General features: G+C 68.6%; 26 protein-coding genes. 11 read left to right on the top strand and 15 right to left on the bottom strand.

Annotation, left to right across the window (positions count from 1 at the left end):
- Positions 1–348 precede the first annotated feature (348 nt).
- From LHP98_RS11510 to LHP98_RS11525, 4 genes are all read right to left on the bottom strand, one after another.
- Positions 349–750, bottom strand: a complete 402-nt coding sequence (locus LHP98_RS11510; RefSeq protein ID WP_227252683.1) for a DNA methyltransferase — start codon at positions 748–750, stop codon at positions 349–351.
- A 137-nt stretch (positions 751–887) separates the two neighbouring features.
- Positions 888–1406, bottom strand: coding sequence for a helix-turn-helix transcriptional regulator (locus LHP98_RS11515; RefSeq protein ID WP_227252684.1), 519 nt, complete (start codon positions 1404–1406; stop codon positions 888–890).
- A complete protein-coding gene (locus tag LHP98_RS11520; protein WP_227252685.1) occupies positions 1406–2074 on the bottom strand; it encodes a cytochrome b/b6 domain-containing protein in 669 nt (222 codons plus the stop codon). The genes LHP98_RS11515 and LHP98_RS11520 overlap by 1 nt, the downstream gene beginning before the upstream one ends.
- Before the next feature lie 4 nt (positions 2075–2078).
- Positions 2079–2345 carry a PepSY domain-containing protein gene (locus LHP98_RS11525; protein WP_227252686.1) on the bottom strand — a complete coding sequence of 89 codons (267 nt, stop codon included), beginning with the start codon at positions 2343–2345 and terminating at the stop codon, positions 2079–2081.
- A gap of 213 nt (positions 2346–2558) precedes the next feature.
- Between LHP98_RS11525 and LHP98_RS11530 the strand changes: the two genes are divergently transcribed.
- The 9 genes from LHP98_RS11530 to LHP98_RS11570 all read left to right on the top strand — a co-directional run bounded on the left by LHP98_RS11530 (position 2559) and on the right by LHP98_RS11570 (position 11768).
- Positions 2559–3752, top strand: coding sequence for an AI-2E family transporter (locus LHP98_RS11530; protein WP_227252687.1), 1194 nt, complete (start codon positions 2559–2561; stop codon positions 3750–3752).
- Between the two features lie 38 nt (positions 3753–3790).
- The gene (locus LHP98_RS11535; RefSeq protein WP_264473768.1) at positions 3791–4426 is read left to right on the top strand and encodes a chromosomal replication initiator DnaA; all 636 of its coding nucleotides are present in this window, start codon (positions 3791–3793) and stop codon (positions 4424–4426) included.
- A 44-nt stretch (positions 4427–4470) separates the two neighbouring features.
- The gene (locus tag LHP98_RS11540; protein WP_227252936.1) at positions 4471–6675 is read left to right on the top strand and encodes an RNA degradosome polyphosphate kinase; all 2205 of its coding nucleotides are present in this window, start codon (positions 4471–4473) and stop codon (positions 6673–6675) included.
- A 143-nt stretch (positions 6676–6818) separates the two neighbouring features.
- Complete coding sequence (locus LHP98_RS11545; RefSeq protein ID WP_227252689.1) at positions 6819–8375, top strand: Ppx/GppA family phosphatase; 1557 nt, start codon at positions 6819–6821, stop codon at positions 8373–8375.
- Positions 8372–8983: a VOC family protein gene (locus LHP98_RS11550; RefSeq protein ID WP_227252937.1), complete on the top strand. Its 612-nt coding sequence runs from the start codon at positions 8372–8374 to the stop codon at positions 8981–8983. The genes LHP98_RS11545 and LHP98_RS11550 overlap by 4 nt, the downstream gene beginning before the upstream one ends.
- The gene (locus tag LHP98_RS11555; protein ID WP_227252690.1) at positions 8980–9465 is read left to right on the top strand and encodes a GNAT family N-acetyltransferase; all 486 of its coding nucleotides are present in this window, start codon (positions 8980–8982) and stop codon (positions 9463–9465) included. The genes LHP98_RS11550 and LHP98_RS11555 overlap by 4 nt, the downstream gene beginning before the upstream one ends.
- Positions 9466–9497: 32 nt before the next feature.
- The gene (locus tag LHP98_RS11560; protein WP_227252691.1) at positions 9498–10211 is read left to right on the top strand and encodes a molecular chaperone DjiA; all 714 of its coding nucleotides are present in this window, start codon (positions 9498–9500) and stop codon (positions 10209–10211) included.
- Positions 10211–11317, top strand: a complete 1107-nt coding sequence (locus LHP98_RS11565) for an endonuclease/exonuclease/phosphatase family protein (protein WP_227252692.1) — start codon at positions 10211–10213, stop codon at positions 11315–11317. Before LHP98_RS11560 ends, LHP98_RS11565 begins: the two co-directional genes overlap by 1 nt.
- A 58-nt stretch (positions 11318–11375) precedes the next feature.
- The gene (locus LHP98_RS11570; protein ID WP_227252693.1) at positions 11376–11768 is read left to right on the top strand and encodes a hypothetical protein; all 393 of its coding nucleotides are present in this window, start codon (positions 11376–11378) and stop codon (positions 11766–11768) included.
- A gap of 84 nt (positions 11769–11852) precedes the next feature.
- On the opposite strand, the gene LHP98_RS11575 is transcribed toward LHP98_RS11570, so the two are convergent.
- The 7 genes from LHP98_RS11575 to LHP98_RS11605 all read right to left on the bottom strand — a co-directional run bounded on the left by LHP98_RS11575 (position 11853) and on the right by LHP98_RS11605 (position 19740).
- A complete protein-coding gene (locus LHP98_RS11575; protein ID WP_227252694.1) occupies positions 11853–12305 on the bottom strand; it encodes a PaaI family thioesterase in 453 nt (150 codons plus the stop codon).
- A gap of 222 nt (positions 12306–12527) precedes the next feature.
- Positions 12528–13052 carry a DUF2478 domain-containing protein gene (locus LHP98_RS11580; RefSeq protein ID WP_227252695.1) on the bottom strand — a complete coding sequence of 175 codons (525 nt, stop codon included), beginning with the start codon at positions 13050–13052 and terminating at the stop codon, positions 12528–12530.
- 58 nt (positions 13053–13110) lie between these two features.
- Complete coding sequence (locus LHP98_RS11585) at positions 13111–15570, bottom strand: arsenate reductase (azurin) large subunit (protein ID WP_227252696.1); 2460 nt, start codon at positions 15568–15570, stop codon at positions 13111–13113.
- A gap of 12 nt (positions 15571–15582) precedes the next feature.
- Positions 15583–16110: an arsenate reductase (azurin) small subunit gene (locus tag LHP98_RS11590; RefSeq protein ID WP_227252697.1), complete on the bottom strand. Its 528-nt coding sequence runs from the start codon at positions 16108–16110 to the stop codon at positions 15583–15585.
- A gap of 149 nt (positions 16111–16259) precedes the next feature.
- Entirely contained in the window at positions 16260–17480 is a 1221-nt protein-coding gene (locus tag LHP98_RS11595; protein ID WP_227252698.1) for a sigma-54-dependent transcriptional regulator, read from the bottom strand.
- Positions 17474–18892 carry an ATP-binding protein gene (locus LHP98_RS11600; RefSeq protein WP_227252699.1) on the bottom strand — a complete coding sequence of 473 codons (1419 nt, stop codon included), beginning with the start codon at positions 18890–18892 and terminating at the stop codon, positions 17474–17476. The genes LHP98_RS11595 and LHP98_RS11600 overlap by 7 nt, the downstream gene beginning before the upstream one ends.
- Positions 18889–19740, bottom strand: coding sequence for a PhnD/SsuA/transferrin family substrate-binding protein (locus tag LHP98_RS11605; RefSeq protein ID WP_227252700.1), 852 nt, complete (start codon positions 19738–19740; stop codon positions 18889–18891). The genes LHP98_RS11600 and LHP98_RS11605 overlap by 4 nt, the downstream gene beginning before the upstream one ends.
- A 117-nt stretch (positions 19741–19857) precedes the next feature.
- Here LHP98_RS11605 and LHP98_RS11610 point away from each other — a divergent pair, with 117 nt between their 5' ends.
- The gene (locus LHP98_RS11610; RefSeq protein ID WP_227252701.1) at positions 19858–20190 is read left to right on the top strand and encodes an ArsR/SmtB family transcription factor; all 333 of its coding nucleotides are present in this window, start codon (positions 19858–19860) and stop codon (positions 20188–20190) included.
- On the top strand, positions 20187–21206 hold the full coding sequence (arsB, locus tag LHP98_RS11615; protein WP_227252702.1) for an ACR3 family arsenite efflux transporter: 1020 nt from the start codon (positions 20187–20189) through the stop codon (positions 21204–21206). The genes LHP98_RS11610 and arsB overlap by 4 nt, the downstream gene beginning before the upstream one ends.
- Here the strand turns inward: arsB and LHP98_RS11620 are convergent.
- Genes LHP98_RS11620 through LHP98_RS11635 form a run of 4 tightly spaced genes read right to left on the bottom strand, consistent with a single transcriptional unit; the run spans position 21203 to position 23113 of the window.
- Positions 21203–21604, bottom strand: coding sequence for an OsmC family protein (locus LHP98_RS11620; RefSeq protein ID WP_227252703.1), 402 nt, complete (start codon positions 21602–21604; stop codon positions 21203–21205). The two genes, arsB and LHP98_RS11620, sit on opposite strands and share 4 nt — an antisense overlap.
- A complete protein-coding gene (locus LHP98_RS11625) occupies positions 21604–21831 on the bottom strand; it encodes a thioredoxin family protein (protein ID WP_227252704.1) in 228 nt (75 codons plus the stop codon). The genes LHP98_RS11620 and LHP98_RS11625 overlap by 1 nt, the downstream gene beginning before the upstream one ends.
- Positions 21832–21842: 11 nt before the next feature.
- Positions 21843–22841: a permease gene (locus tag LHP98_RS11630; protein WP_227252705.1), complete on the bottom strand. Its 999-nt coding sequence runs from the start codon at positions 22839–22841 to the stop codon at positions 21843–21845.
- A complete protein-coding gene (locus tag LHP98_RS11635; protein ID WP_227252706.1) occupies positions 22838–23113 on the bottom strand; it encodes an ArsR/SmtB family transcription factor in 276 nt (91 codons plus the stop codon). The genes LHP98_RS11630 and LHP98_RS11635 overlap by 4 nt, the downstream gene beginning before the upstream one ends.
- Positions 23114–23229 lie beyond the last annotated feature (116 nt).

Below are 23229 nucleotides of genomic sequence, written 5' to 3' on the forward strand. Positions count from 1 at the left end.
ATTATGTTGTGAGCGAATCGCCCCCTGACCCAAAGCCTAGCCTGAACGGCGCGGGCAACGGCCCGGGAAAGGAGGTGATGGAATATGGCGAAAGCTACTCGCAAGATCGGGCGGAACGCCGGAAACGGTCAGTTCACTACGGTCAAGAAGGCCCAACAGGCGCCCAAAACGCATGTTGTGGAGACGATCAAAAAAAACCTAAGAAGTAACTAGGTTTCAGCGCGTCCATTTCTCTGCCAAGGGGGTGGGCGCGCTGTTTACTTTGTGAATCATCCCAGAATCCCTGTCCAGAGAAAAAAGAATGCCGAAATCGCCTTTCGCGTCGTTTTAGCAGCTTTGCCGCACAGATCAGGCAGCGTGGCTCGCCGTCGGGTCACAGTGCAGATACAGGCTGCCGGTGGGTTTCAGCACCCGGTGCAACTCCAGCAGACGCGCGGCCATCATGGCCAGGTAGGCCATCATGTCGTTCTCGCCGAGGAATCCGCGCATGGCCCGCAGCATCTCGGCGGCGGCGCCGTTGCCCGACCGCAGCGCATCGGTGAAGGCGGACTCGGCGCTGTCGTTCCAGTGCCAGGTGTCGTCGAACGCCTCGATCTGCGCCGCCGAGGAGGCGCCGTCGGGGGCCTTGAACAGCACGTTGTAGCCGGCATTAGAGTTGAAGGGCGGGTCCAAGTAGACCAGATCGACCGACTCCGACGCGATGCTGTCACGCAGCACGGTCAGGTTGTCGCCGTAGTGAAGGTGGTTCATCGCCCGGTGCCCCGCGAATGCCTGCGGGGAATCCTATCCGCCAAAGGCGGTTAACGGCAAGTGAAGGCGCATCGGCCGGGGCGGGGCACGGAATTCGACGTCGAATTCCGGTTGCGATTTCCGGCTTCGGAAATCGCCTACTCGGCGGGCTTGGCGTGCAGGCCGGCGCCCATCAGGTCTTCGACGAAAAAGGCGGCGAACTGGGCGCGGCCCGAGACGCCGGCCTTGGAGTAGATGCGGGTCAGTTGCGCCCGCACGGTGCCTTGCGCCGCGCCGCGGACCTCGGCGATCTCGGCCACGTCCAGGCCTTTCAGCGCCAGCATCCCGACATCGCGCTCGGCCGGGGTCAGGCCCCAGGCGCCGAACTGGCCGTCGATCACCTCGCCCAGCGCGCCGCGCGCCACCTCCAGCGCCGCTTCCTGGGCGCGCAGCACATCCAGCGTCCGGCGCAGCCGGATCGCCCCGAAGCCGATGGCCAGCACCAGCGCCAGCGTCACCAGCGCCTCGACCACCAGATGCGCCGAGACCCCGTGGCCGGCAAGATCGCCGAACACGTCGCCGATGTAGAACACCGCCGCCAGGGTCTGGATCACCAGGAACGCCACCAAGATGATGCCCTGGCGGCGTTCGGCCGTGATGGGCGCGCGCACCGGCATCACGCGCCGCGGTTGTCGGACCGGCCGGTCAGCATGGCCGCGGTCAGGTTCTTTCGCATCACGCGGCTTTCCACGAAGACGCCGGCAACATGCAGGAACGCCAGGAAAAGGATAAGGTTTGCGGCCACTTCGTGCAACTCCTCGGCAAGATGGGCCAGTCCGCCCTGCTTGCCGCCTGCATCGGTTTCGCTGTCATCATCGCCGGATTCGTCGTCGATTGCCAGTGTCGTCCAGTCGCCCGATTCAATCACAGATTGTGTCTGCGAGACCTGGACCGGCGTCTTGCCGCCGGTCATCACCAGGCCGGTCGCCATGACCACGGCCATCGCGCCCCAAAGCGCATAGACCATCATCGCCCCCGCCGGGTTGTGCGAGCCATACTGGCGCGGCGTGCCGCGGGCCAGTTCGCCCAGGTGGCGCAGCGCCGCAAGGGGTTGCGGCGGGAACGACGAGAAGCGGGCCTCGCGGGTGCCCACCAGGCCCCAGATCAGGCGCAGCGCCAGCACGCCCAGGCCGATCCAGCCGACCCAGACATGAAGCGCGCTGCCCCCCCGCGTCAGGACCGCATTGACCAGCACGACGATCGCCAGCGCCCAGTGCGACAGCCGGATGATCGGGTCCCACAGCGCGGGCGGGCCGCCGGCGGGTGACATCAGGGGAGCAGGCATGGTGTCAGTCCTCTTCGCCGGCCTTGATCTCGGTGATCAAGCCGGTCTTGGGGTCGATGTAGACTTCGCTTTTCTTGCCGGCCTCGTCGATGCACTTGGCCTCGATCTTGCCGGCCTCGGCCTCGAACGACTGCACCAGGCAGCCGATTTCCTTCAGCGCGGCGGTGGCGTCTTCCTTGGTCGTGCCGACGTTGTCGCCCACGGCGGGTGCGGCCAGGGCCGTCAGCGGTGCGCCGGCCAGAAACACGGTCAGAAGCAGGATGCGGGTCATGGGGTGTCCTTTCACCAAAGTCTCGCAGGGCGACCATCGCCCCGATGCCCCCCAAGTGCCGGCAAGCCCCGCCCCGGTCCATTTGCCCGCCGTTTATTCCGCCCCGATAAGCGCAGGCTGACAGCCGGTTTCCGCCGAACGCCCGGCGGACTTGCGCGGGCGGGTCGGCTCTGCCATCTCATGCAGGCAGGCGGGCAGAGAAAAGGGCCGAAGATGGCGCTTCCGATCCGGGATCAGCTGAAATACTGGGGCGCCGCCGCGGCGGCTTTCCTGGCCGTGTTGTGGTTTCTGGGCGACGTGATCCTGCCCTTCCTGGTGGGCGGGGCCATCGCCTATTTCCTGGACCCGCTGGCTGATCGGCTGGAGCGGGCGGGCCTTGGCCGCACCGCGGCGACGGCGCTGATCTCGATCCTGGCGCTGCTGGCGGTGACCCTGCTGGTGCTGGCGATCATCCCGACGCTGGTGAACCAGTTGACCGCGCTGGTGAACGCCGCGCCGGAAATCGCCACCCGGCTGCAGGGCTTCCTGCTGGAGCGGTTCCCCGACCTGGCCGATTCGACATCGACCATGCGGCAGACGCTGGCCAGCATCGCCGCGGCGATCCAGGAGCGCGGGCTGGCGCTGGCCAACGGGCTGATCAACTCGGCGCTTGGCGTGTTCTCGGTGGTGATCTTCATCGTCGTCGTGCCGGTGGTGGCGTTCTACCTGCTGCTGGACTGGGACCACATGGTCACCCGGATCGACGCGATGCTGCCACGCGACCATGCCCCCACCATCCGTCAGCTGGGGCGCGAGATCGACGCCGTCCTTGCCGGATTCGTGCGCGGGCAAGTCTCGGTCTGCCTGACGCTGGGGGCCTATTACGCCGGTGCGCTGATGCTGGCGGGGTTGCAGTTCGGCGTTATCGTCGGCGCCATCGCCGGGACGATCACCTTCATCCCCTATGTCGGCGCGCTGGTCGGCGGGGCGCTGGCGATCGGCCTGGCCTTGTTCCAGTTCTGGGGCGACTGGCTGCAGATCGGCATCGTTGCCGCGATCTTCGCCGCCGGCCAGTTCATCGAAGGCAACATCCTGACGCCCAAGCTGGTGGGCAAGTCGGTCGGCCTGCACCCGGTCTGGCTGCTGTTCGCGCTGTCGGCCTTCGGCACGCTGTTCGGCTTTGCCGGCATGCTGGTCGCCGTCCCGGTCGCCGCCTCGATCGGCGTGCTCACCCGCTTTGGGGTTGAGCAATACCAGTCCAGCCTGCTGTACCAGGGCCGCAGCCGGGCCGACGCGCTGGCCGCGGCGCAAAGCGCCCTTGCCACCGCCGCCGAGGCGACCCGCACCGCGGCCGAAGCGACCCGCACCGCCGCCGACAAGGCACAGGACGCTGCAGTGACGCCAAGGAAAGAGGCGAAGAAGGGGTGATCCGGCAACTCGCCTTCGACCTGCCGTCGCGCCTGAACATGCGGCGCGAGGATTTCGTGGTCACGCCGGCCAACGCGCTGGCGCTGGCGCAGATCGACGGCTGGCGCGCCTGGCCGGACGGGCGCATGTTGCTGGCAGGCCCGCCCGGCGCGGGCAAGAGCCACCTGGCCGCGATCTGGGCCGCCGAGACCGGTGCGGCACGGATTGCCGCCGCCGACCTTGCCGCGGCCGACCTGCCCGTCCTGGCGGCCCGGCCCGCCGTGGCGGTCGAGGACGCCGAGGTCCTGGCTCAGGATCCGGCGGGCGAAGCGGCACTGCTTCATCTGCACAATCTTCTGGCAGGCCAGGGTCACCTTCTGGTGACCGCCGCCATGCCGCCGCGCGACTGGGGCATAGCCCTGCCGGACCTGTTGTCGCGGCTGCAGGCAATGCCGCTGGTGCGGCTTGACCCGCCCGACGACGCGCTGCTTTCGGCGGTGCTGGTCAAGCTGTTCGCCGACCGGCAACTGGCGGTGTCTGCGACCCTGATCCCCTGGCTGATCGCCCGCATGCCGCGGTCGATCGGCGCCGCACGGGCGCTGGTCGCTGCGCTGGACGCCCGGGCGCTGGCCGCAGGCCGCGCAATAAACCCCCGCCTTGCCGCCGAAATTCTGGACAGCACCGCGGACCAGTGAAACAGTGTCATCATGCTGACATGCTTGCATTCGACAACGCGCCAATGACCAACGCCGATTTCCTGAAAGCCCCGTTTCCCGCCCCGGTCGACGTCGCAGCGGACGAGATCGCCAGCCAACGGCGCTTTTTCAACCGCGAGCTGTCCTGGCTGGCCTTCAACTGGCGCGTGCTGGACGAGGCCGCGAATCCGGCCGTGCCGCTTCTGGAGCGACTGCGCTTCCTGTCGATCTCGGCCACCAACCTGGACGAATTCTATACCGTCCGCGTCGCCGGCCTGCGCGCGCTGGTGCGCAACGGCAATGTCATGCATTCCGAGGACGGCCGCAGCCCGGCCGAGCAGCTGACGCTGATCCACGCCGATGCACGGCAGTTGCTGCAGACCCAGCAGACCACCTACAACGCGCTGAAGCGGGAAATGGACGCGGCCGGGATCGCCATTCTGTCGCGCAGCAAGCTGGCCGCGCGCGATCTGAAGTTCCTGGAGCAGCACTTTCTGACCAATGTCTTCCCGGTGCTGTCGCCCTTGGCCATCGACCCCGCGCACCCCTTTCCCTTCATCCCCAACACCGGGTTTTCGCTGGCGCTGGAGCTTGAGCGCAAGAGCGACCGCCGCCCGCTGAAGGCGCTGTTGCCGATCCCGCAGCAGATCGCGCGGTTCGTCCGGCTTCCCGGCAAGGATGCCGAAACCCGCTTCCTGCCGCTGGAAGAACTGCTTCTGTTGCATCTGGACATGCTGTTCCCCGGCTATACCGACCGCGGGCACTGCCTGTTCCGCGTGCTGCGCGACAGCGACCTGGAAGTCGAGGAAGAGGCCGAGGATCTGGTCCGCGAATTCGAGGTGGCGCTGAAGCGGCGGCGGCGCGGCGAGGTGATCCGGCTGAAGATGTCCGCCGGCGCACCGGAAAGCCTGCGCGACCTGATCATGGAAGAGCTGAACGTCGCCCATGACGAGGCGGTCGAGGTCAAGGGCCTTCTGGGCATCGCCGACCTGAAGGAACTGGTGCTGTCCAGCCGGCCAGACCTGCTGTGGCCGCCCTTCACCCCGCGGGTGCCCGAGCGGGTGCAGGACCACGACGGCGACATGTTCGCCGCGATCCGGCAGAAGGACATCCTGCTGCACCACCCCTATGAGACCTTTGATCTGGTGATCCGCTTCCTGGAACAGGCGGCGCGCGACCCCAACGTGCTGGCGATCAAGCAGACGCTGTATCGCACCTCGTGGGACAGTCCGGTGGTTTCCGCGCTGTGCGAGGCGGCCGAGGCCGGCAAGTCGATCACCGCGCTGGTCGAGTTGAAGGCCCGCTTCGACGAGGCCGCCAACATCCGGCAGAGCCGCCGGCTGGAGCGCTCGGGCGCGCATGTCGTCTATGGCTTCATGCACCTGAAGACCCATGCGAAGATCTCCACCGTGGTCCGGCGCGAAGGTGACAGTCTGGTGACCTATACCCACTACGGCACCGGCAACTATCACCCGATCACCGCCCGCATCTACACCGACCTCAGCTTTTTCACCTGCGATGCCGCGCTGGGGCGCGATGCGACCAAGGTTTTCAACTATCTGTCCGGCTATGTGCAGCCGCAGGGGCTGGAGAACCTGGCGATCTCGCCGATCTCGCTCAAGCCGCGGCTGCTGGAACTGATCGCCGCCGAGGCCGAGCATGCCCGCGCCGGCCGGCCGGCCGAGATCTGGGCCAAGATGAACAGCATGATCGACCCCGAGGTGATCGACGCGCTTTACGCTGCAAGCGCCGCCGGGGTGAAGATCAGCCTGATCGTGCGCGGCATCTGCGGCGTGCGGCCGGGCATCCGGGGCCTCAGCGAGAACATCCGGGTCAAGTCCATCGTCGGGCGCTTTCTCGAGCATTCGCGCATCGTCTGCTTCGGCAACGGCCACGGGCTGCCGGCCAAGAAGGCGCGGGTGTTCTTCAGTTCGGCCGACTGGATGGGCCGCAACCTGAGCCGGCGGGTCGAGACGCTGATCGAGGCCCTGAACCCGACGGTGAAAAGCCAGATCCTGAGCCAGATCATGGCCGCGAACCTGGCCGACGAGGCGCAGAGCTGGGTGCTGTCGCCCGACGGCAGCTATGCGCGCGACCTCGGAACCGACGGCGAACGGCTGTTCTCCTGCCACAAGTTCTTTATGGAGAATCCCTCGCTGTCCGGCCGTGGCACCGCCGGCGCCAAGGACGCGCCGCGCCTGGTGCCGGCGAAGGACGACGAGCCGCCCGCCGCCACCGCCGCCCGCTGACCGCGGCAAGGCGGAATTCGAAGTCGAATTCCGTCCCCGATTTCCGGCTTCGGAAATCGGCCTTCCTGAACCGCTGCGCCTTCGGGTTGACCCTCCCGCGCCGCAGCGCCAAGCTTTCGCCACGACGCTGGGGGAATCGCGCCATGACCGCTGACGGACACACGCCCGCGCAGGACGACGACTGGGAACCCTTTGGCCGGCCGCTGTTCGAAGATCCCTCGACCCGCGCCCTGTCGCGGGTGGGCGTGGTCGACGTCGGCTCGAACTCGGTCCGCATGGTGGTGTTCGACGGCGCCGCCCGCAGCCCGGCCTATTTCTACAACGAAAAGATCATGTGCGGCCTGGGCAAGGGCCTGGCCGAGACCGGCCGGCTGAACCCCGAAGGCCGCCGGCGCGCCCTGGTGGCACTGAAGCGCTTTGCCCTGCTGGCCCGCGGCATGGGCATCGACCCTCTCACCGTCATCGCCACCGCGGCCACCCGCGAGGCCAGCGACGGCCCCGGGTTCCAGGACGAGGTCTTCGGCGAGACCGGCCTGCGCCTGCATGTCATCGACGGCGACGAAGAGGCCCGGCTTTCGGCCCAGGGCGTGCTGCTGGGCTGGCCCGACGCGCGCGGCATCGTCTGCGACATGGGCGGCAACTCGATGGAACTGGCGCGGATCAGCGGCGGCAAGGTGGGCCGCCGGGTCACCACCCCGCTTGGCCCGTTCCGGATGCAGCAGGTCGAAGGCGGGCCGCGCAGACGTCTTGCCCACATCGACCGCATCCTGCGTGCCGCGCAAGGCCAGATCGCCTCGCACGGCGAGCGCATCTACCTGGTCGGCGGCAGTTGGCGCGTCATCGCGCGGCTGGACATGGAGCGGCGCAACTACCCGCTGACGGTGCTGCACGAATACCGCATGACGCCGCAGGGCCTGCTGGACACGCTGGACTGGATCGCCGCCTCGGACCTGGCCATGCTGCGTGTCCGCACCGGAACCTCGGCCGAACGCATGGAGCTTGTCCCGCTGGCCGGAGAAGTGCTGCGCGAGGTCATCAAGGTGCTGAAACCGACCGAGATCGACGTCTCGGCCTATGGCATCCGCGAGGGCCTGCTGTACGAACAGATGCCGGAAAAGCTGCGCGCCCGCGACCCGCTGCTGGAAGCGGCCCGGATGAGCGAGATCACCCAGGCCCGGATGCCGGGATTCGGCAAGAAGCTGTATTACTTCCTGGAACCCCTGTTCAAGGACTGGCCCAAGGACCGCCTGCGCCTGGCGCGCGCCGCCTGCCTGTTGCACGACACCACCTGGCGCGCCCACCCCGACTACCGCGCCGAGGCCTGTTTCGACAATGCCACCCGCGCCAACCTTGGCGGGCTGGACCACCCCGGCCGGGTGTTTCTGGGCCTGTCGCTGTTGCACCGCTACAAGAACAGCCGCACCGGCAGCCGGATGGAACCGCTGTTCCGCCTGCTGTCGGATGAGGAAATCGCCAAGGCCGAGGTGTTGGGCAAGGCGATGCGCTTCGGCGCGATGTTCTCGGTCGGCGACCCTGCCAATGCCGGACAACTGGTCTGGCGGCCGAGGAAGCGCGTTCTGGAGCTGTCGCTGACCGAGGAAGGCGCCGGACTGTTCGGCGAGGTGGCGCAGGCCCGCTTTGCCTCGCTGGCGCTGGCGATGAAGGCGCAGACCGAAGTGATCCTGTTGCCGTGTCCCTGATCCTTGACCACCTGGCCATTTCGGCCACCAGCCTTGCCGAAGGCGTCGCCGCGGTGGAAGCCTGCCTTGGCGTTGCCATGGCCGGCGGGGGCGAGCACCCGCTGATGGCCACCCACAACCGCCTGCTGGGGCTGGGCGATCTGTACCTTGAGGTGATCGCGGCCAATCCGGACGCCCCGCCCCCCGGCCGCCCGCGCTGGTTCGATCTTGACCGCTTTTCCGGCCCGCCACGGCTGACCAACTGGATCTGTCGCTGTGACGACATCGCCGCCGAACTGGCGCTGTCTCCGCCCGGCACCGGCCGCCCCATCGCCCTGCAACGCGGCGATTTCCGCTGGCAGATGGCGGTACCCGACGATGGCCGCCTGCCGTTCGACGATGCCTTTCCGGCGCTGATCCAGTGGCATGGCGCGCTGCACCCCGCCCCGCTGCTGCCCGAAAGCGGCATCCGTCTGGCCCGGCTGGAGATCGCCCATCCCCAGGCCGAAGCCCTGCGCGCGGCGCTGGCGGACCGCCTGGACGATCCGCGCGTGCATCTCTTGCCCGGCCCGGAAAAGGCATTGCGGGCGACTTTCGACACCCCCCGGGGCGCGCGGACCTTCGCATGATCCGCCCCGCCACCGCCATGGACGCCCCGGCCCTGGCCGCGCTGTGGAACCCCTGGATCATCGACACCGCGGCCACCTTCAACCCGACCCCGAAGGCGCCGCAAGAGATTGCCCGGCTGATCGAAGCCCGCCGCACCGAGGGGCACGCCTTCCTGGTGGCCGAACCCGGCGGCGAGGTTCTTGGCTTTGCCACCTATGCCCAGTTCCGCGGCGGCGCCGGCTATGCCCGGACGATGGAGCACACCGTGATCCTGGCCGAGGCGTCCCGTGGCCGGGGCATCGGCCGGGCACTGATGCAGGCGCTGGAAGCCCATGCCCGCGCCGCCGGGGCGCACCAGATGATCGCCGGGGTCTCGGGCGAGAACCCCGAGGGCCGCGCCTTTCACGACCGCCTGGGTTACCGGCTGATCGCCACCGTCCCGCAGGCCGGCTACAAGTTCGGTCGATTCATGGACCTGTGGCTGATGCAGAAATTCCTCTGACATTCCCTGCGGCTGCCGCTAATCTCGCGCCCATGTCGATCTGGACCCGCATCGCCGATGCCCTTGCGGCCCTGACCGGAGGGGAACCCCTGTCGGTGGTCTTCGACCACCTGCGCGCCGCCCCCGCGCCCGAGAAATCGGTCGGCTTCACCATCGCCGTCATCGCCCTGGGCGCCAAGATGGCCAAGGCAGATGGCGTGGTCACCCGCGACGAGGTGACCGCCTTTCGCCGCATCTTCACGCTGCCGCGCGCCGAAGAGAAGCACGCCGCGCGCGTCTTCGACCTGGCCCGGCAGGACGTGGCCGGCTTCGATGCCTATGCCGCCAAGACCGCCCGCCTGTTCAACCCTGCGGGCGCGCGGCTTTGCGCGAACGACCACCACATCCTGCTGGACGTTCTTGAGGCGCTGTTCACCATCGCGCTGGCCGACGGCAGCTACCACGCCGGCGAGGACGCCTTTCTGAGCCATGTCGCCGATGTCTTCGGGCTGGACGAGGCCTGTTTCCGCGCCGTCCGTGCCCGGCTAGTCGAGGGCGCCCCGCGCGACCCCCATGAGGTGCTGGGCCTGCCCCCCGGCGCGACCCTGGCCGAGGCCCGCGCCGCCTGGAAGGATCTGGTGCGCGACTGCCACCCCGACGTGATGCAGGCCCGCGGCTTGCCGCCCGAAGCGGTGCGTCTGGCCGAACGCCGGCTGATCGCGATCAACGCCGCCTGGGCGCAGCTTTCCGGCAAGGTTGCCGCCTGATGCCGCCGGCCGGCAGCCTGCGCCTGGCAACCTACAACGTCGAATGGTTCAACGCGCTGTTCACCGACAACGGCCGCCTGCGCGAAGACCGCGGCCCCTCGGCCCGCCACAAGATCAGCCGCGCCGAGCAGCTGGGGGCGCTGGGCATCGTCTTCACCGCGCTGGACGCCGACGGGATCATGGTGATCGAAGCCCCGGATACCGGCACTCGCCGATCCACCGTGCGGGCGCTGGAAAACTTCGGCCGCGCCTTCGGCCTGCGCACCAGCCGCTGCGTGCATGGCTACAACTCGGAAACCGAGCAGGAGATCGCCTTTCTGTATGACCCTGCCCGGCTGACGCCCCGGCACGACCCGCGCGGCAACCAGCTGACGCTGGGCGCCGTGGACGGCACCCCCTCGCCGCGCTTTGACGGCGCCTTCCGCTATGATCTGGACACCGATCTGTCGCCGGAGCTGATCCGCTTCTCGAAGCCGCCGCTTGAACTGGAGATAGAGCTTGCCGGCGGCGGCGTGCTGCGGGTGATCGGGGTGCATGCGAAATCCAAGGCCCCGCACGGCGCGAACGGCGCCGCCGAGCTGATGCGGCTCTCGATCGACAACCGGCGCAAGCAGCTGGCGCAGTGCATCTGGATTCGCCGCCGGGTCGAAGAGCATCTTGCCCGGGGCGAAAGCCTGATCGTCATGGGCGATTTCAACGACGGCCCCGGGCTGGACGAGTTCGAGCGCCTGTTCGGCCATTCCGGGGTGGAAATCGTGCTGGGCAGCGACGCGCCACGGCCGCTGCGCCTGACCGAACCGCATGCTGCCATGGCGCTGCAAAGCCGGGTGGCGATGGCGCCGACCTCGGCGCGGTTCTGGCACGGGCCGACGAAGCACTATTTCGAGGCGCTGCTTGATTTCGTCATGGTCTCGCCCGATCTGGCCGCGCGCAATCCCGACTGGCGCATCTGGCATCCGTTCAACGATCCCGGCGTTTCGGCCGTGCCCGAGTTGCGCGAGGCGCTGCTGCAGGCCTCGGACCACTTTCCGGTCACGATCGACCTGCCGCTGGCCCCGCCCCGCAAGGGCAGTGGTGAGGGGGCTAAAGTGAACGGGCAATCGTGATTTGCGAAACCGCCGCGCGCTTCCCATATTGGAGGCGTGCCGCTGCAAGGGAAAGCCGATGAAACCCGCTGCCGCCAGTCTGGCCTTGGGCCTTGCAATGGGCCTTGTGCTGGCCCCGCCCCTGTGTGCCGAAGACCTTGCGCCCAAGCCCGCGCCCGATGACGACGGGTTTTCGCTGATGGAGGAGGGCGCCAAGCTGATCCTCCGGGGCATGATGGACGAGATGGAACCCGCCTTCCAGGAAATGGACAAGGCGCTGACCGAGATCAAGCCGATGATGCAGGAGTTGGCGCCCCGGCTGAAAGAGCTGGTCGTGCTGCTGGGCGACCTCGAGAACTTCCACCCGCCCGAGGTCTTGCCCAACGGCGACGTGCTGATCCGGCGCAAGGTGCCGCTGGTGCCGAAGATCGGCCCGCAGCTTCCCGGGCCGCACGGCGAGATCGAACTCTAGCCGCCCGCCGCAACCCGGCCGCAGGTCGGCGCATTGCCTGGCGAGACGTCCGCGCGGGGATGGATTTCGGCCGCCGCCCGGCGATCAGGCCGGACCCTCATCGACCCGGATCAGGGTCTGCTGGCCGGTGGCGACATGGACCCGGCGGTCGTCGTCCAGGGCATGCACCTCAAGCTGACAGACGGTCAGCCGCCGCCCGGCCTTGATCACCCGACCCTCGGCCTCGACCGCCGCTCCCCGGGCCGGCCGCAACAGGTTCAGCTTGAACTCCACCGTCAGCACCTCGCTGCCGGCCGGAAACAGCGTGAGGCCGGCATAGCCGCCCGCGCTGTCGGCGACGGTCGCCAGGCCGCCGGCATGGAAATAGCCGTGCTGCTGCGTCAGTTCGGGCCGGAACGGCAGGCGGATGGTCACCACGCCCTGCGCAACCCGGCCCATCTGGGCCCCCAGAAGCGCCATCAGGCCCTGACGGGCGAAACTCTCGCGCACCCGCTGTTCGTCCGCCGCCTTGGCCGGTGCCCCGATCTGCAGCGCCATCTCCCGGCCCTCCGTTTGCCCCGCCCCTCTCCTGCATAGGACGATTGCCGGTCGCACACAAACCCGGCCCGCCGACCACACCGACTCGGCCGTCCGCCCGGCGGGGTTGATGCGGTCGATCCTGACCGTGACACGGCCCATCGCCGGACGCTCTTGAAGCTGATCCAACGGTCCGCGACCCGCGCACCCCGCCCCGGCCGATCGGTGGGATGGCGGGAACGGTCAGCCTGGATGGGTCACCCCTTTGGCCGTCCGCGCCAGCGCACACCAGGTGACGATCGACCCGATGTCGGAGGGCAGAGCGCGCGTCGCCTCGCCTGCGAAGGCCAGGAAGGCCGCCAGGTTCAGGCCGTTGACGCCGATCAGGACGGGCAGCCCCATGTCCAGCGCCTGCACGATCACGGGCACCATGCCCCTGCCTTCGGCTTCGCGCTTGCCGAACTTGTTGACGATCAGAAGATCGGCCCCGTCCAGCCGGCGCAAGACCTGCACCACCGTCTGCTCGAGCGCGCTGGAATCCAGCATGCAGCCGCGGGCCAGATCGCCGCGGTCTTCGCTGATGCGGACCACCGGGCCGTCGGGCAGCACCCGCAGGTCCATGTCGCATTTGCGCCGGTCCGGCCGGTCGGTGTTCGACTGCACGGTGCCGGCCAGCCGCAGACCCTGCGCCAGCAGCCGGGCGGCCACTTCGGCGATCAGGTCGTCGGTGCGGCCCCGGCCCTGCAGGGTGACATAGGCAAGCTGCATGGATGGCTCCGGGAGAAAGGGCGGCCCGCCCGAGGGTGACCCCGGGCGGGCAGGTCGGTCAAAGCTCCACTTCCCAGGACTTGAACGAGATCCGGGCCGAGGCGGGCGTGGCATCCGAGATCTTCCGGATGTTGGCCCAGGTGTGCTTGTAGTTCGGCAGGATCAACTCATTCGTGCCGGCGTTGACGATGTTGCCCTGTGCCCCGTTCGGCGCGCCGAAGATCATGAAGGTCTCGCCGCGGCGGGCGGTGGGCTCGGGGTAGGCCAGCGCCTGGGTGGCGCCGACGTCGTTGTAGACTTCGACCATGTCGCCGGCCTTGATGCCGAGGCCGGCCATGTCGTCCGGGTTGATCTGGATGAAGGGCACCGGGAAGCGGTCCATGACGAAGTCGTTCTTCTGGTCCAGGAACCAGTTCTGCCAGTTCATGTTGGCGCGGCCGTTGTTGATCAGGAAGGCATGGCTGGCCTTCTGCTGTTCCTTGCCGGGCGCCTGAAGCCCGCGCCAGCCGCCCAGGCAGAACAGCGCCTTGCCGTCTTCGCGCCCGTGCCGGGTAAACACGCCGTCCTCATACAGCCGCGGCGTGCCCACCAGCTTGTCGCCCTCATAGCCCTTGACCGGTTCCTGCACGCCATCGTTGCCGGCGGCGCGAAGGCGGTCATAGGACACCTCGGGGTTGGCCGAGTTGTAGCCGTCCATGAAGGCGTCTTCCTCGGTCTGCCAGTCAAAGCCCTTGAACTGGTCGGCATAGGCGTCGCGGCCCTCTTCGCGCAAGACCCGCTCAAGATGGTTGGCCATGCGGGCGGCGATCAGGCAGTCCGGCAGCGCGCTGCCGGGGCCGTCCATGTATTTCTCGACCAGCCGCAACCGCCGCTCGCCGTTCATCGAGGTCAGGTTCATCTCGCCCGATTCCACCGCCGGCAGGATGACATGCGCCGCCTGTCCGATCTGGCTGTGGATCACGTCGACGCAGACCGAGAACAGCCCCCCCGCCGCGATGGCCCCGGCGATGGCGTCCACCAGTTCCTCGCGCGTGGCGCCGGCGCGGGCGTCCATCGCCTCTTTCACCATGTTGGTGCGGGCGTTGTAGACCCGCTTGAAGGCGTTGGCGTTCAGCGTGGTCTTGTAGTGGTCGTTGGCCCAGATGTGATGGACCTTGCCGCCCCCCGCGATCAGAAGCTGGTCCAGATAGGGGGCCGGCCGGCCGACATGGGCGTCGGAGGGGCGGAAATAGCCCTCCTGATGGCCGCCCAGGCGGCAGGTGCCGCCACCTTCGCGGCCGATGTTGCCGGTGATCAGGCCGATGTTCACCAGCGCGCCGATGGTGCGATAGTTGTCGTTGCCCCAGATGATGCCCTTTTCATAGCCGGTCACCGTCTTGCGGCGGCTGCCGTCGTCTTTCGGCCGGGCGATCCATTCGGCGGCCTGGATGATCTGCGCCTCGGTCAGGCCGGTGATGGCCGCGCCTTCGGCCAGGCTCATCTTGCAGGCGGCGCGGGCGGCCTCATAGCTGCCCAGGGCGGCGGGGTGGGCGGCGTCCTCGGGCACCGCCACCTCGCCCTGGAAGGTGGACTTGGCGATGAAGTCGGCATCCACCCAGCCCTGGTCGGCGATGTAGGTGAACAGCGTGTTGAACAGTGCCAGGTCGCTGCCGGTGGTGATGGCCAGATGCAGCACGTTCTCGGCGCCGGCGACCTGCTCGCAGCTGTCGACCGTCACCGTCCGGCGGGGATCGACGATCACCACCTTGGCGCCGTTCTGCATGCCCTTGACCATGTGGTTCAGGAACAGGTTGGTCTGGCATTCCATCGGGTTGGTGCCGGCCAGCACGATGGTGTCGGCGACCTGATAGTCGCTGTAGCTGTAGTTCAGCTCGTCCACGCCCATGTCGCGGGTGCTGTGCACCTCGGAGTTGTACGCCGGGCGGTTGTGGATGCGGCAGTTCTTCACCTTCATCGCGCCGAAATAGAGCTTGCCGGTACCCCAGGTGTTCTCATAGCCGCCGGCGCTGCCGCCGTGGTCGAACATCGACACGTAAAGGTCGTTCTCGTTGTCCTGCTCGATGACGCGGGCGGTGACGCGGGCCACCAGGTCCAGCGCGTCATCCCAGCTGGTGGGCTGCCAGGTGCCATAGCGCCAGACCAGCGGGTCGGTCAGCCGCTGCTGCTGGCTGCCGGTGATGTCGGACCGGCGGTTCTCGGCCATCCGCGCGCCGCGGATCGAGCCGAGGCCGCCGTTCACCGTGCAGTCCATGTCGGGCTTGATGACCAGATGCACATCCTGGCCGTCCTGCTTGACGACGTTGTACATCGAGGGCGCGTACCAGGCCTCGGTCAGCGCGTCCTGCTGCTTCGACAGGTCGGTGCCGATCCAGTTCGCATCGGTGGTGCCCTGCTTCTTCAGCGGCCAGGTGTAGGCCTTGTAGCCGCAACCGACGATGCAATAGTGGCAGGTCACGTTGTGCACCCGTGCATCGGCGGGAATGATCGGCAGGCGGTCGACGTTGCGTTTGTAAGCCATTTCCTGCCTCCCTTATGCCAGAACGTTGCTGAGACGGCCGTAGATCAGGTCGTCCACGCCCTCGGCATGGATGTCGCCCTTGTCATCCACCCGCAGCGCGAATTGCGGCAGGTTCTGCGTGGCATGGCCCCAGACCTGCTGGCCGCCCTTTTCCACGTCGAACCGGCTGAAGTGGCCGGGGCAGTTCAGCGTCTTGTCGCCGGCGTTGTAGGACATGGTGAATCCCTTGTGCGGGCACAGCACCGAGAAGGCGACGATGTCGCCCTCCGGGCCGACGCCGCCGTCAACCTTGGTGCCCAGCTTCAGCAGCACGCCGGGGCTGTCGGCATCGGGGTAGGCCACGTCCATCGGCTCATCGACCTTGAGGTCGGCGATGTTGGCCAGACGGTTAGATGGATAGCTTAGCATCGCAAGCCCGACGCCCCGCGCTTCTGCGGGGGCCGAGGGCAGCACGGTCGCCGCCGCCGCCCCCGCCGCGCCCACAAGACTGCCGCGCAGAAACTGGCGGCGGCCGGCATCGACCAACCGGTTGCATTTCATGGGGTGATCCTCCCTAGACTCCCTGGCCTCAGGGTAGCGGTCCGCACAGGCCGCAGGCGACTGCGCCGGAACGCCCGCCGCGCCGCGGCAAGCTGCTCATCCGCAACGGGAATTTCCGGCGTTCGGATTTCCGAACGTGGGCGGGCCGGTCACAGGCCCAGCTTCTGCATCTTTTCCCACAGCGTGGTGCGCGACACTTTCAGCAGCCGCGCCGCCTCGGTCACCTGTCCGGCCGTGCGCTCCAGCGCGGCCAGGATATGGGCGCGCTCGGCGGCATCGCGGGCCTCGGCCAGACTGGGCAGGTCGTCGGCCGGGGCGGTCTGGCGTTCGGGGAACAGGTCGCCCGGATAGAGCATCTCGCCCTGCGCCGTGGCCAGCGCCTGCACCAGCCGGGCCCGCACCTCGCGGCCGTTGCCAGGCCAGTCGTGGGCGCGCACCGCCTCTTGCGCCAGCGCCGACAGGCCACGCAGGGGGGTCTGGCGGCGCGGGTTCAGGGTCTCGAACAGGCGGGTCAACAGCCAGACCGCGTCTTCGGGGCGGTCCTTCAGGGGCGGGATGGGAATCTCGTGCGGACCCAGCCGGGACGCCAGGTCGGCGCGGAACCTGGCGCGGCGCATGGCCTCGTCCAGGTCGGCGCCGCAGGCCGAAATCACCCGGGCCGGCGGGGCACTGTCCAACCAGTGCATCAGCCAGTCCTGCGCCGGCGCTGTCAACCGCGAGATGCTGTTGAGAAACAGGATGCCTTCGCCCACCTCCCTTGCGGCCTGCCCAAGCTCTGCCACCGGGTCGGCGGCGCGGGCGAGGTTGACGTGCAGGAAGGGCGCTGCGCTGCGGTCCGACAGGCGGTGGATCTGCCGCGCGACCAGCGCCTTGCCGGTGCCCGGGGCGCCCCGCACCAGCACCGGCCGGTCGCTGGCCGCCGCCTGGGCCGCCAGCGCCGCGACCCGCCGCGCGGCGGGCGAGATACCCAGCAGATCGTCAGATCCTTCATGCAGCGCCGGGCGGATCAGGTGGCCAAGGCGATCCAGGAAGGCGGCCATCTCGAAGGGTTTGGTGATGTAGTCGGCAGCGCCGGCGTGCAACAGCCGCACCGCCTGGTCGATGCCACCCTGGCCGGTGATGAACAGGAACGGCGGCGGCGTCATGGTGCGGCACAGGGTGTGGAACAGGTCTTCGCCGCTGCCATCCGGCAGGCGGATGTCGCAGACCACCGCGTCGATCGGCGCGCGGGGCGTGCGCAGGGCGCCGATGGCACGTTGCATCAGCTTCAGCCGCAGCACCTCGGCGCCCTCCAGCCGCAGCCGCTGCTCCAGCGAGGCGCCCATGATCTCGTCGTCCTCGACCAGGGCGATGCGGCGGCCCTTCAGCATGGCGCGGCCCCCGCGGGCAGCAAGACATGGATCCCGGATCGCTCGGCGTCGCGGGCATAGTCGATGCGCCCGCCGATCCCGGCCACCAGATCGCGCACCAGCCGAAGGCCGACGCCGCCGCCGGGCGGCACCGGGCCATCGGTCAAGAGCCGCGCCTGCGCCTGCGGCGACAGGCCCGGCCCGCTGTCGGCGATGGTGAGGTGCAGCCCGTCATCGGCCGCGCGAGCGGCAAAGGCCAGCGCACCGCCCGGACCGGCCGCGGTCGCGGCATTCAAGAGCAGGTTCAGCGCGATCTGGCGCACCGGCGCCGAGGGCCAGGCCGCCAGCACATCCGGCGCCGCCTGCACCTGCCAGTCCAGCGTCTGGCCCAGCCGCAACGCCTCGGGCGCGAACAACAGGCGCAGGTCGTCGAAATCCTCGGGCGCCAGCGCAATGCCGTGCCGGTCCAGCCGGTTCTGCTCCAGCGTCACCCGGGCCACGTCGCGCAGATGCCGCAGCCCGCGGTCCACCAGCGCCGCCGCATCGCGCACCACCTCGGGGCGGTCGGCGTAGGCGCGGATGGTGTCGGTGGCGTTCAGCAGGCCGCCCAGCGGATTGTTGATCTCATGCGCCAGCGACGAGGACAGCCGCCCCAGGCTGACAAAACGCTCGCGCTCGGCCAGCCGACGCTCGGCCTCGGCCGCGGCGCCGGCGGCGCCGGTCATCGCGTTGTAGGTCAGGAACAGCCGCGCCAGTTCGGTGTCGCCGGTAGGAATGCTGGCGGGCGAGATCGCCTGCGGCGTACCCTCGGTCGCGGCCATGTGCGACGACAGCACCGAAACCGGCCGCAGCATCCGCCGCATCGCCAGATAGCCGCCGGTCGCCAGCGCCAGCGTCGCCAGCGCATTGCCCGCCAGCAGCAGCGCCAGCGCGCGGCGGCGTTCGGCCACCAGATCGGCCACGTCCAGTTCCGACAGGATCTGCCCGACCCGCCGGCCCTGATAGGCAAGATCGGCCAGCACCCGAACGTGCCGCGCATCGCCCGCCAGTTGCAGGTCATCCACCGCCTGCGCCGTGGGCAGCAAGGGATCAAGCGCGCTGTCCACCGGCGCGCGCTGCGGGTCTGACGCGGCAATCACCCGGCCCGTCTCGTCGGCCACCACGGTCAGGATCATGCGCTGCCCCGCCATGGCCGCGGTGGCGCGGTCCAGCGTATCGTAGACCTCCCACACGTCGCGGCGCAGAACGGACGGCCCCAGCGCCACCGCGAGCCCATCGACATGCAGTCGCGCCAGTTCGCGCAGCCGTTCCTGCTGCACCTTGCCCAGCGCCGCCATCACCTGCTGCGAGGCGACCACGCCAACCAGCACCATCAGCCCTGCCGCAATCAGCGGCACCCGCAGCGAAAGCGGCAGGCCGCGGAACCCCATCATACGCCCTGCACGTCGCGCATCCGGGCGCGGATGCCGTCGAACAGCGCCCCCTCGCCCGCGATCACGCCGTCCAGTTGCAGCAGGTCCAGCGCAGCGCGGCCCTCGGCGGTGTCGGCCAGCGTCAGCAGCGCCTGCCGCAACAGGCTGGCCGCCTCGGAATCGGCCGAGGCGCGGCGGGTGACAAAGGGCGGAAACCCCAAGGGTTCCGACCGCGCGATCACCCTGGTCCGCGCCGTCAGGCCCGGCTCGACCGCCGCCAGCGCCTCCCAGACATAGCCGTCGACACTGCCCGACCGCATCAGCCCGCCCGCCACCGCCCGCACCACGTTGCGGTGGCCATAGGTGAACAGCGTGCGGGTGAAAAAGGTTTCCGGCCGCTCGCCCATCCGGGCCAGGTCCGAGGCCGTGACCAGCCAGCCCGAGTTGCTGTCGGGGTCGGAAAACGCATGGCTGCCGCCGCGCAGATCGGCCAGCGCGGCGGCTGGGTCGTCCGTTCCGGTGATCAGGTACGAGCGGTACAGCGGCTGCCCGCGCCAGACCGGCACGCCCAACAGCGCCAGCGCCTGTTCGTGCTGCAGATAAGGATAGCCGCACAGCCAGGCCGCATCGGCCCCGCCTTCCAGCAGCAGACCCGTCACTTCCTGGTAGGTGCGGCGCTGCACCAGCTCGATCGGCCGCCCGGTGCCCTGACCCAAGGCCGCCTTCAGCCGCGCAATCACCTCGGCATCGTTGTCCAGGAACACTGGCGTGAGGCCCAGCCGGATCGGCTCGGCCGCGCGCAGCACGACGGGCGCCACCAGCATGGCAGCGCACAGCCCGACAAAGCTGCGCCGATTGCATCCAGGCATGCTCACTCCCTGCCCGCAGGATAGGGACCGCACAGCCCCCAAGGCAACGTTTCGTTGATTGACCCTGCCCATCGGCCAGTCTATATCGCCCATCGACGATAGACAAGGATCAGGCCCATGGCCGAACAGCCCGCCGATTCCGATGCCCGCATCGCCGGTCTGGCCAAGGCGCTGGCCCACCCGGCCCGCCTGCGCATCCTGCGGCTGTTGCAGGCCACGCCGGGCTGCATCGGCGGCGACATCGTCGGCGCCGTCGGACTGGCGCAATCCACCGTGTCCGAGCATCTGCGCATCCTCAAGGCCGCCGGGATCATCACCGGAGAAATCGCCGGCCCGCGCATCTGCTATGCCCTGTCGCCCGACGTGCTGGCCGACCTTGCCGGCTTCATCGTCACCCTGACCCCGCCGCAGGGCGAGGCCTGCTGCACCCCTGAAATGGCCCCGCGATGAGCCTGTTCGAACGCTGGCTCACCCTTTGGGTAGGCCTTTGCATCCTGGCGGGCCTGGCGCTGGGCAACCTGCTGCCCGGTCTGTTCGCAGCGCTGGCGCGGCTGGAATATGCCTCGGTCAACCTGGTGGTGGCGGTGCTGATCTGGGCGATGGTCTGGCCGATGATGATCGCCATCGACTTCGCCGCGCTGAAATCGGTCGGGCAAAGGCCGAAGGGGCTGATCATCACCCTGGCAGTGAACTGGCTGATCAAGCCCTTCACCATGGCGGCCCTGGGCGTGCTGTTCCTCAACCACGTCTTCGCCGGCCTGATCGCGCCGGAAAAGGCGCCGGAATACATCGCCGGCCTGATCCTGCTGGGCGCCGCCCCCTGCACCGCCATGGTCTTCGTCTGGTCGCAGATGACGGACGGAGACCCCAATTACACCCTGGTCCAGGTCTCGGTGAACGATCTGGTGATGGTCTTCGCCTTCGCCCCCATCGTGGCCTTCCTTCTGGGCGTGACCAGCATCGCCGTGCCTTGGCAGACGCTGATCCTGTCCACCGTGCTGTATGTGGTGATCCCGCTGATCGCCGGCTGGCTGACCCGCCGCGCGCTGGTCGCCCGGGGCGGCCCGGCGGCGGTTGCCGCCTTCACCGCCCGGGTCAAGCCGGCCTCGGTGCTGGGCCTGCTGCTGACCGTGGTGCTGCTCTTCGGCTTTCAGGGCCCGACCATCCTGGCCCAGCCGGTGCTGATCGGCCTGCTGGCGGTGCCGATCGTGATCCAGTCCTACGGCATCTTCGCGCTGGGCTATGCCTGGGCCTGGGCCTGGCGCCTGCCGCACCGGATTGCCGCCCCCTGCGCGCTGATCGGCACCTCGAACTTCTTCGAATTGGCGGTGGCCGTGGCCATCGGCCTGTTCGGGCTGAACTCGGGCGCGGCGCTGGCCACCGTCGTCGGCGTGCTGGTCGAGGTGCCGGTGATGCTGTCGCTGGTGGCCTTCGCCAACCGCACCCGGGCGCAGTTCCCCGGCTAGCCTTTGCGGCGCAAGCTGCCCTCCAGCGGCACCGCGGCGGAAAGCGTGTTCGAGATCGTGCCGTATTTCAACACGTTGCGGTGCAGCAGCGCCAGCCGGGCCTGGGTCTCGGGGCTGTCGACGATGATCTCGTAGCGGATCAGCGTCAGCTTCGGCGGGGCGTCCTGGCGCAAGGCCTCAAGCCGCACCTCGGCGCCGTCGATGCGGAAGTCCAACAGCGGCGTCACCCGCTCGATCCCCTTCAGCATGCAGGCCGCCAAGGCCGCCAGCAGCAACTCGACCGGGTTCATCGCATCGCGCCGCCCGGCCAGATCGGTGTCCAGCACCACCTCGGCGTCCTTTGCGGAGGCCAGACTGCCATGCGCATCAATCCGCCGGGCCTGGACGCGATACTCCATCACAGCAGCCGCGCGATCTCGTCCGCGCTCAGCACCTTGCCGGTCGAGACGACCTTGCCGTCCACCACCAGCCCGGGGGTCGACATCACCCCATGCGCGGCGATCTCGGCCAGATCGGTGACCTTGACGATCTGCGCTTGCTTCCCCGCCGCCTGCGCCGCCGCCGCCGCATTCTCGGCCAGCGTCACGCATTTGCGGCAGCCCGACCCAAGGATCTTGATGATCATGATCTTCCCTTTCAGATGAACCAGCCCGAGATCGCGTTGAAGGTTAAGCCGATGGTCAGGATGCCCAGCGTCACCACCCCGGTAAAGGTGGCCAAGAGTGGCAACCGCACCACCCGCTTGAGCAGGATCAGCGACGGCAGCGACAGCGCCGTCACCGCCATCATGAACGAAAGCACCGTGCCCAGCCCCACGCCCTTGGCCACCAGCGCCTCGGCGATGGGCAGGGTGCCGAAGATGTCGGCGTACATCGGAATGCCCACCAGCGTGGCCAGCGGCACCGCCCACCATTTGTCCTGCCCCAGCATCGCGGTGATCGCCTCTTGCGGCACCCAGTTGTGGATCGCGGCACCGATGCCGACCCCCACCAGCACATAGGGCCAGACCCGGGCGACGATCTCGACCACCTGGTCGCGGGCATAGGCCAGCCGCTCGGCCCGCGTCATCGTCGCCACCTCGCCCGACACCGGCACCTTGCGGACGAAATCGGCCACCTGATCCTCCATCCCCAGCCGCCCGATCACCGTGCCGCCGACGATGGCCACCACCAGCCCCACCGCCACATAGGCCAGCGCGATGGGCCAGCTGAAGATCGACGCCAGCAGGATCACCGAGGCCAGATCGACCAGCGGCGACGAAATCAGGAAGGCGAAGGTCACCGCCAGCGGCAGCCCGGCGGCGGTGAAGCCGATGAACAGCGGAATCGACGAACAGGAACAGAACGGCGTCAGAGTGCCCAGCAGCGCGGCCAGAACGGTGGCCCCCAGACCCGACCGACCGCCCAGCAGGGCGCGGGTGCGCTCGGGCGGGAAATGGCTTTGCACATACGAGATGGCAAAGATCAGCACCGCCAGCAGCAGGAAGATCTTGATCACGTCATAGACGAAGAACTGCACCGACCCGCCCAGCCGCGAGGCCGGGTCCAGCCCCGCCGCCGTGACCCCGGCGCCGACCAGATCGTTCAGCCAGGTCATCCGCAGCAGCGCGTCGTTCAGGCCGCCGAACAGGCTCATGCCGCCACCGCTTCGGTCAAGGCCGCCCGCACCAGCTGCCGCAGGCCCGGCCGCAGGTCGGGGTTCAGCCGGTAGCGCACCCATTGCGCATCGCGCCGGTCCACCACCAGCCCGGCCTGCTTCAGCACCTGCATGTGGCGCGACATCCGGCTTTGCGTGGCCCCCAGCCGCCGCATCAACTCGCACACGCAATGCTCGCCGCCATCGGCCAGACAGCGCATCGCTTCCAGACGGGTCGGCTCGGCCAGGGCGGAAAGGACGGTAACGATCATGGCGGGGCGCTCCTGCTTATGCGCATCTGCGCATGCAATTCCGCGCCCCGCCCTGACCTGCATCAAGCGTCACAAAACCTTCACTGGACTCCCTGCAATTTTTCCAGCATTCGGGA

It is taken from the genome of Rhodobacter sp. Har01 (assembly GCF_020564565.1).
In the GTDB taxonomy this organism is placed as follows: Bacteria; Pseudomonadota; Alphaproteobacteria; order Rhodobacterales; family Rhodobacteraceae; genus Pseudogemmobacter.

Coding starts and splice junctions, on each gene's coding strand:
- LHP98_RS11510 (WP_227252683.1), bottom strand. CDS start 750: ATGAACCACCTTCACTACGGCGACAACCTGACCGTGCTGCGTGACAGC.
- LHP98_RS11515 (WP_227252684.1), bottom strand. CDS start 1,406: ATGCCGGTGCGCGCGCCCATCACGGCCGAACGCCGCCAGGGCATCATC.
- LHP98_RS11520 (WP_227252685.1), bottom strand. CDS start 2,074: ATGCCTGCTCCCCTGATGTCACCCGCCGGCGGCCCGCCCGCGCTGTGG.
- LHP98_RS11525 (WP_227252686.1), bottom strand. CDS start 2,345: ATGACCCGCATCCTGCTTCTGACCGTGTTTCTGGCCGGCGCACCGCTG.
- LHP98_RS11530 (WP_227252687.1), top strand. CDS start 2,559: ATGGCGCTTCCGATCCGGGATCAGCTGAAATACTGGGGCGCCGCCGCG.
- LHP98_RS11535 (WP_264473768.1), top strand. CDS start 3,791: ATGCGGCGCGAGGATTTCGTGGTCACGCCGGCCAACGCGCTGGCGCTG.
- LHP98_RS11540 (WP_227252936.1), top strand. CDS start 4,471: ATGACCAACGCCGATTTCCTGAAAGCCCCGTTTCCCGCCCCGGTCGAC.
- LHP98_RS11545 (WP_227252689.1), top strand. CDS start 6,819: ATGACCGCTGACGGACACACGCCCGCGCAGGACGACGACTGGGAACCC.
- LHP98_RS11555 (WP_227252690.1), top strand. CDS start 8,980: ATGATCCGCCCCGCCACCGCCATGGACGCCCCGGCCCTGGCCGCGCTG.
- LHP98_RS11560 (WP_227252691.1), top strand. CDS start 9,498: ATGTCGATCTGGACCCGCATCGCCGATGCCCTTGCGGCCCTGACCGGA.
- LHP98_RS11565 (WP_227252692.1), top strand. CDS start 10,211: ATGCCGCCGGCCGGCAGCCTGCGCCTGGCAACCTACAACGTCGAATGG.
- LHP98_RS11570 (WP_227252693.1), top strand. CDS start 11,376: ATGAAACCCGCTGCCGCCAGTCTGGCCTTGGGCCTTGCAATGGGCCTT.
- LHP98_RS11575 (WP_227252694.1), bottom strand. CDS start 12,305: ATGGCGCTGCAGATCGGGGCACCGGCCAAGGCGGCGGACGAACAGCGG.
- LHP98_RS11580 (WP_227252695.1), bottom strand. CDS start 13,052: ATGCAGCTTGCCTATGTCACCCTGCAGGGCCGGGGCCGCACCGACGAC.
- LHP98_RS11585 (WP_227252696.1), bottom strand. CDS start 15,570: ATGGCTTACAAACGCAACGTCGACCGCCTGCCGATCATTCCCGCCGAT.
- LHP98_RS11590 (WP_227252697.1), bottom strand. CDS start 16,110: ATGAAATGCAACCGGTTGGTCGATGCCGGCCGCCGCCAGTTTCTGCGC.
- LHP98_RS11595 (WP_227252698.1), bottom strand. CDS start 17,480: ATGCTGAAGGGCCGCCGCATCGCCCTGGTCGAGGACGACGAGATCATG.
- LHP98_RS11600 (WP_227252699.1), bottom strand. CDS start 18,892: ATGATGGGGTTCCGCGGCCTGCCGCTTTCGCTGCGGGTGCCGCTGATT.
- LHP98_RS11605 (WP_227252700.1), bottom strand. CDS start 19,740: ATGCCTGGATGCAATCGGCGCAGCTTTGTCGGGCTGTGCGCTGCCATG.
- LHP98_RS11610 (WP_227252701.1), top strand. CDS start 19,858: ATGGCCGAACAGCCCGCCGATTCCGATGCCCGCATCGCCGGTCTGGCC.
- arsB (WP_227252702.1), top strand. CDS start 20,187: ATGAGCCTGTTCGAACGCTGGCTCACCCTTTGGGTAGGCCTTTGCATC.
- LHP98_RS11620 (WP_227252703.1), bottom strand. CDS start 21,604: ATGGAGTATCGCGTCCAGGCCCGGCGGATTGATGCGCATGGCAGTCTG.
- LHP98_RS11625 (WP_227252704.1), bottom strand. CDS start 21,831: ATGATCATCAAGATCCTTGGGTCGGGCTGCCGCAAATGCGTGACGCTG.
- LHP98_RS11630 (WP_227252705.1), bottom strand. CDS start 22,841: ATGAGCCTGTTCGGCGGCCTGAACGACGCGCTGCTGCGGATGACCTGG.
- LHP98_RS11635 (WP_227252706.1), bottom strand. CDS start 23,113: ATGATCGTTACCGTCCTTTCCGCCCTGGCCGAGCCGACCCGTCTGGAA.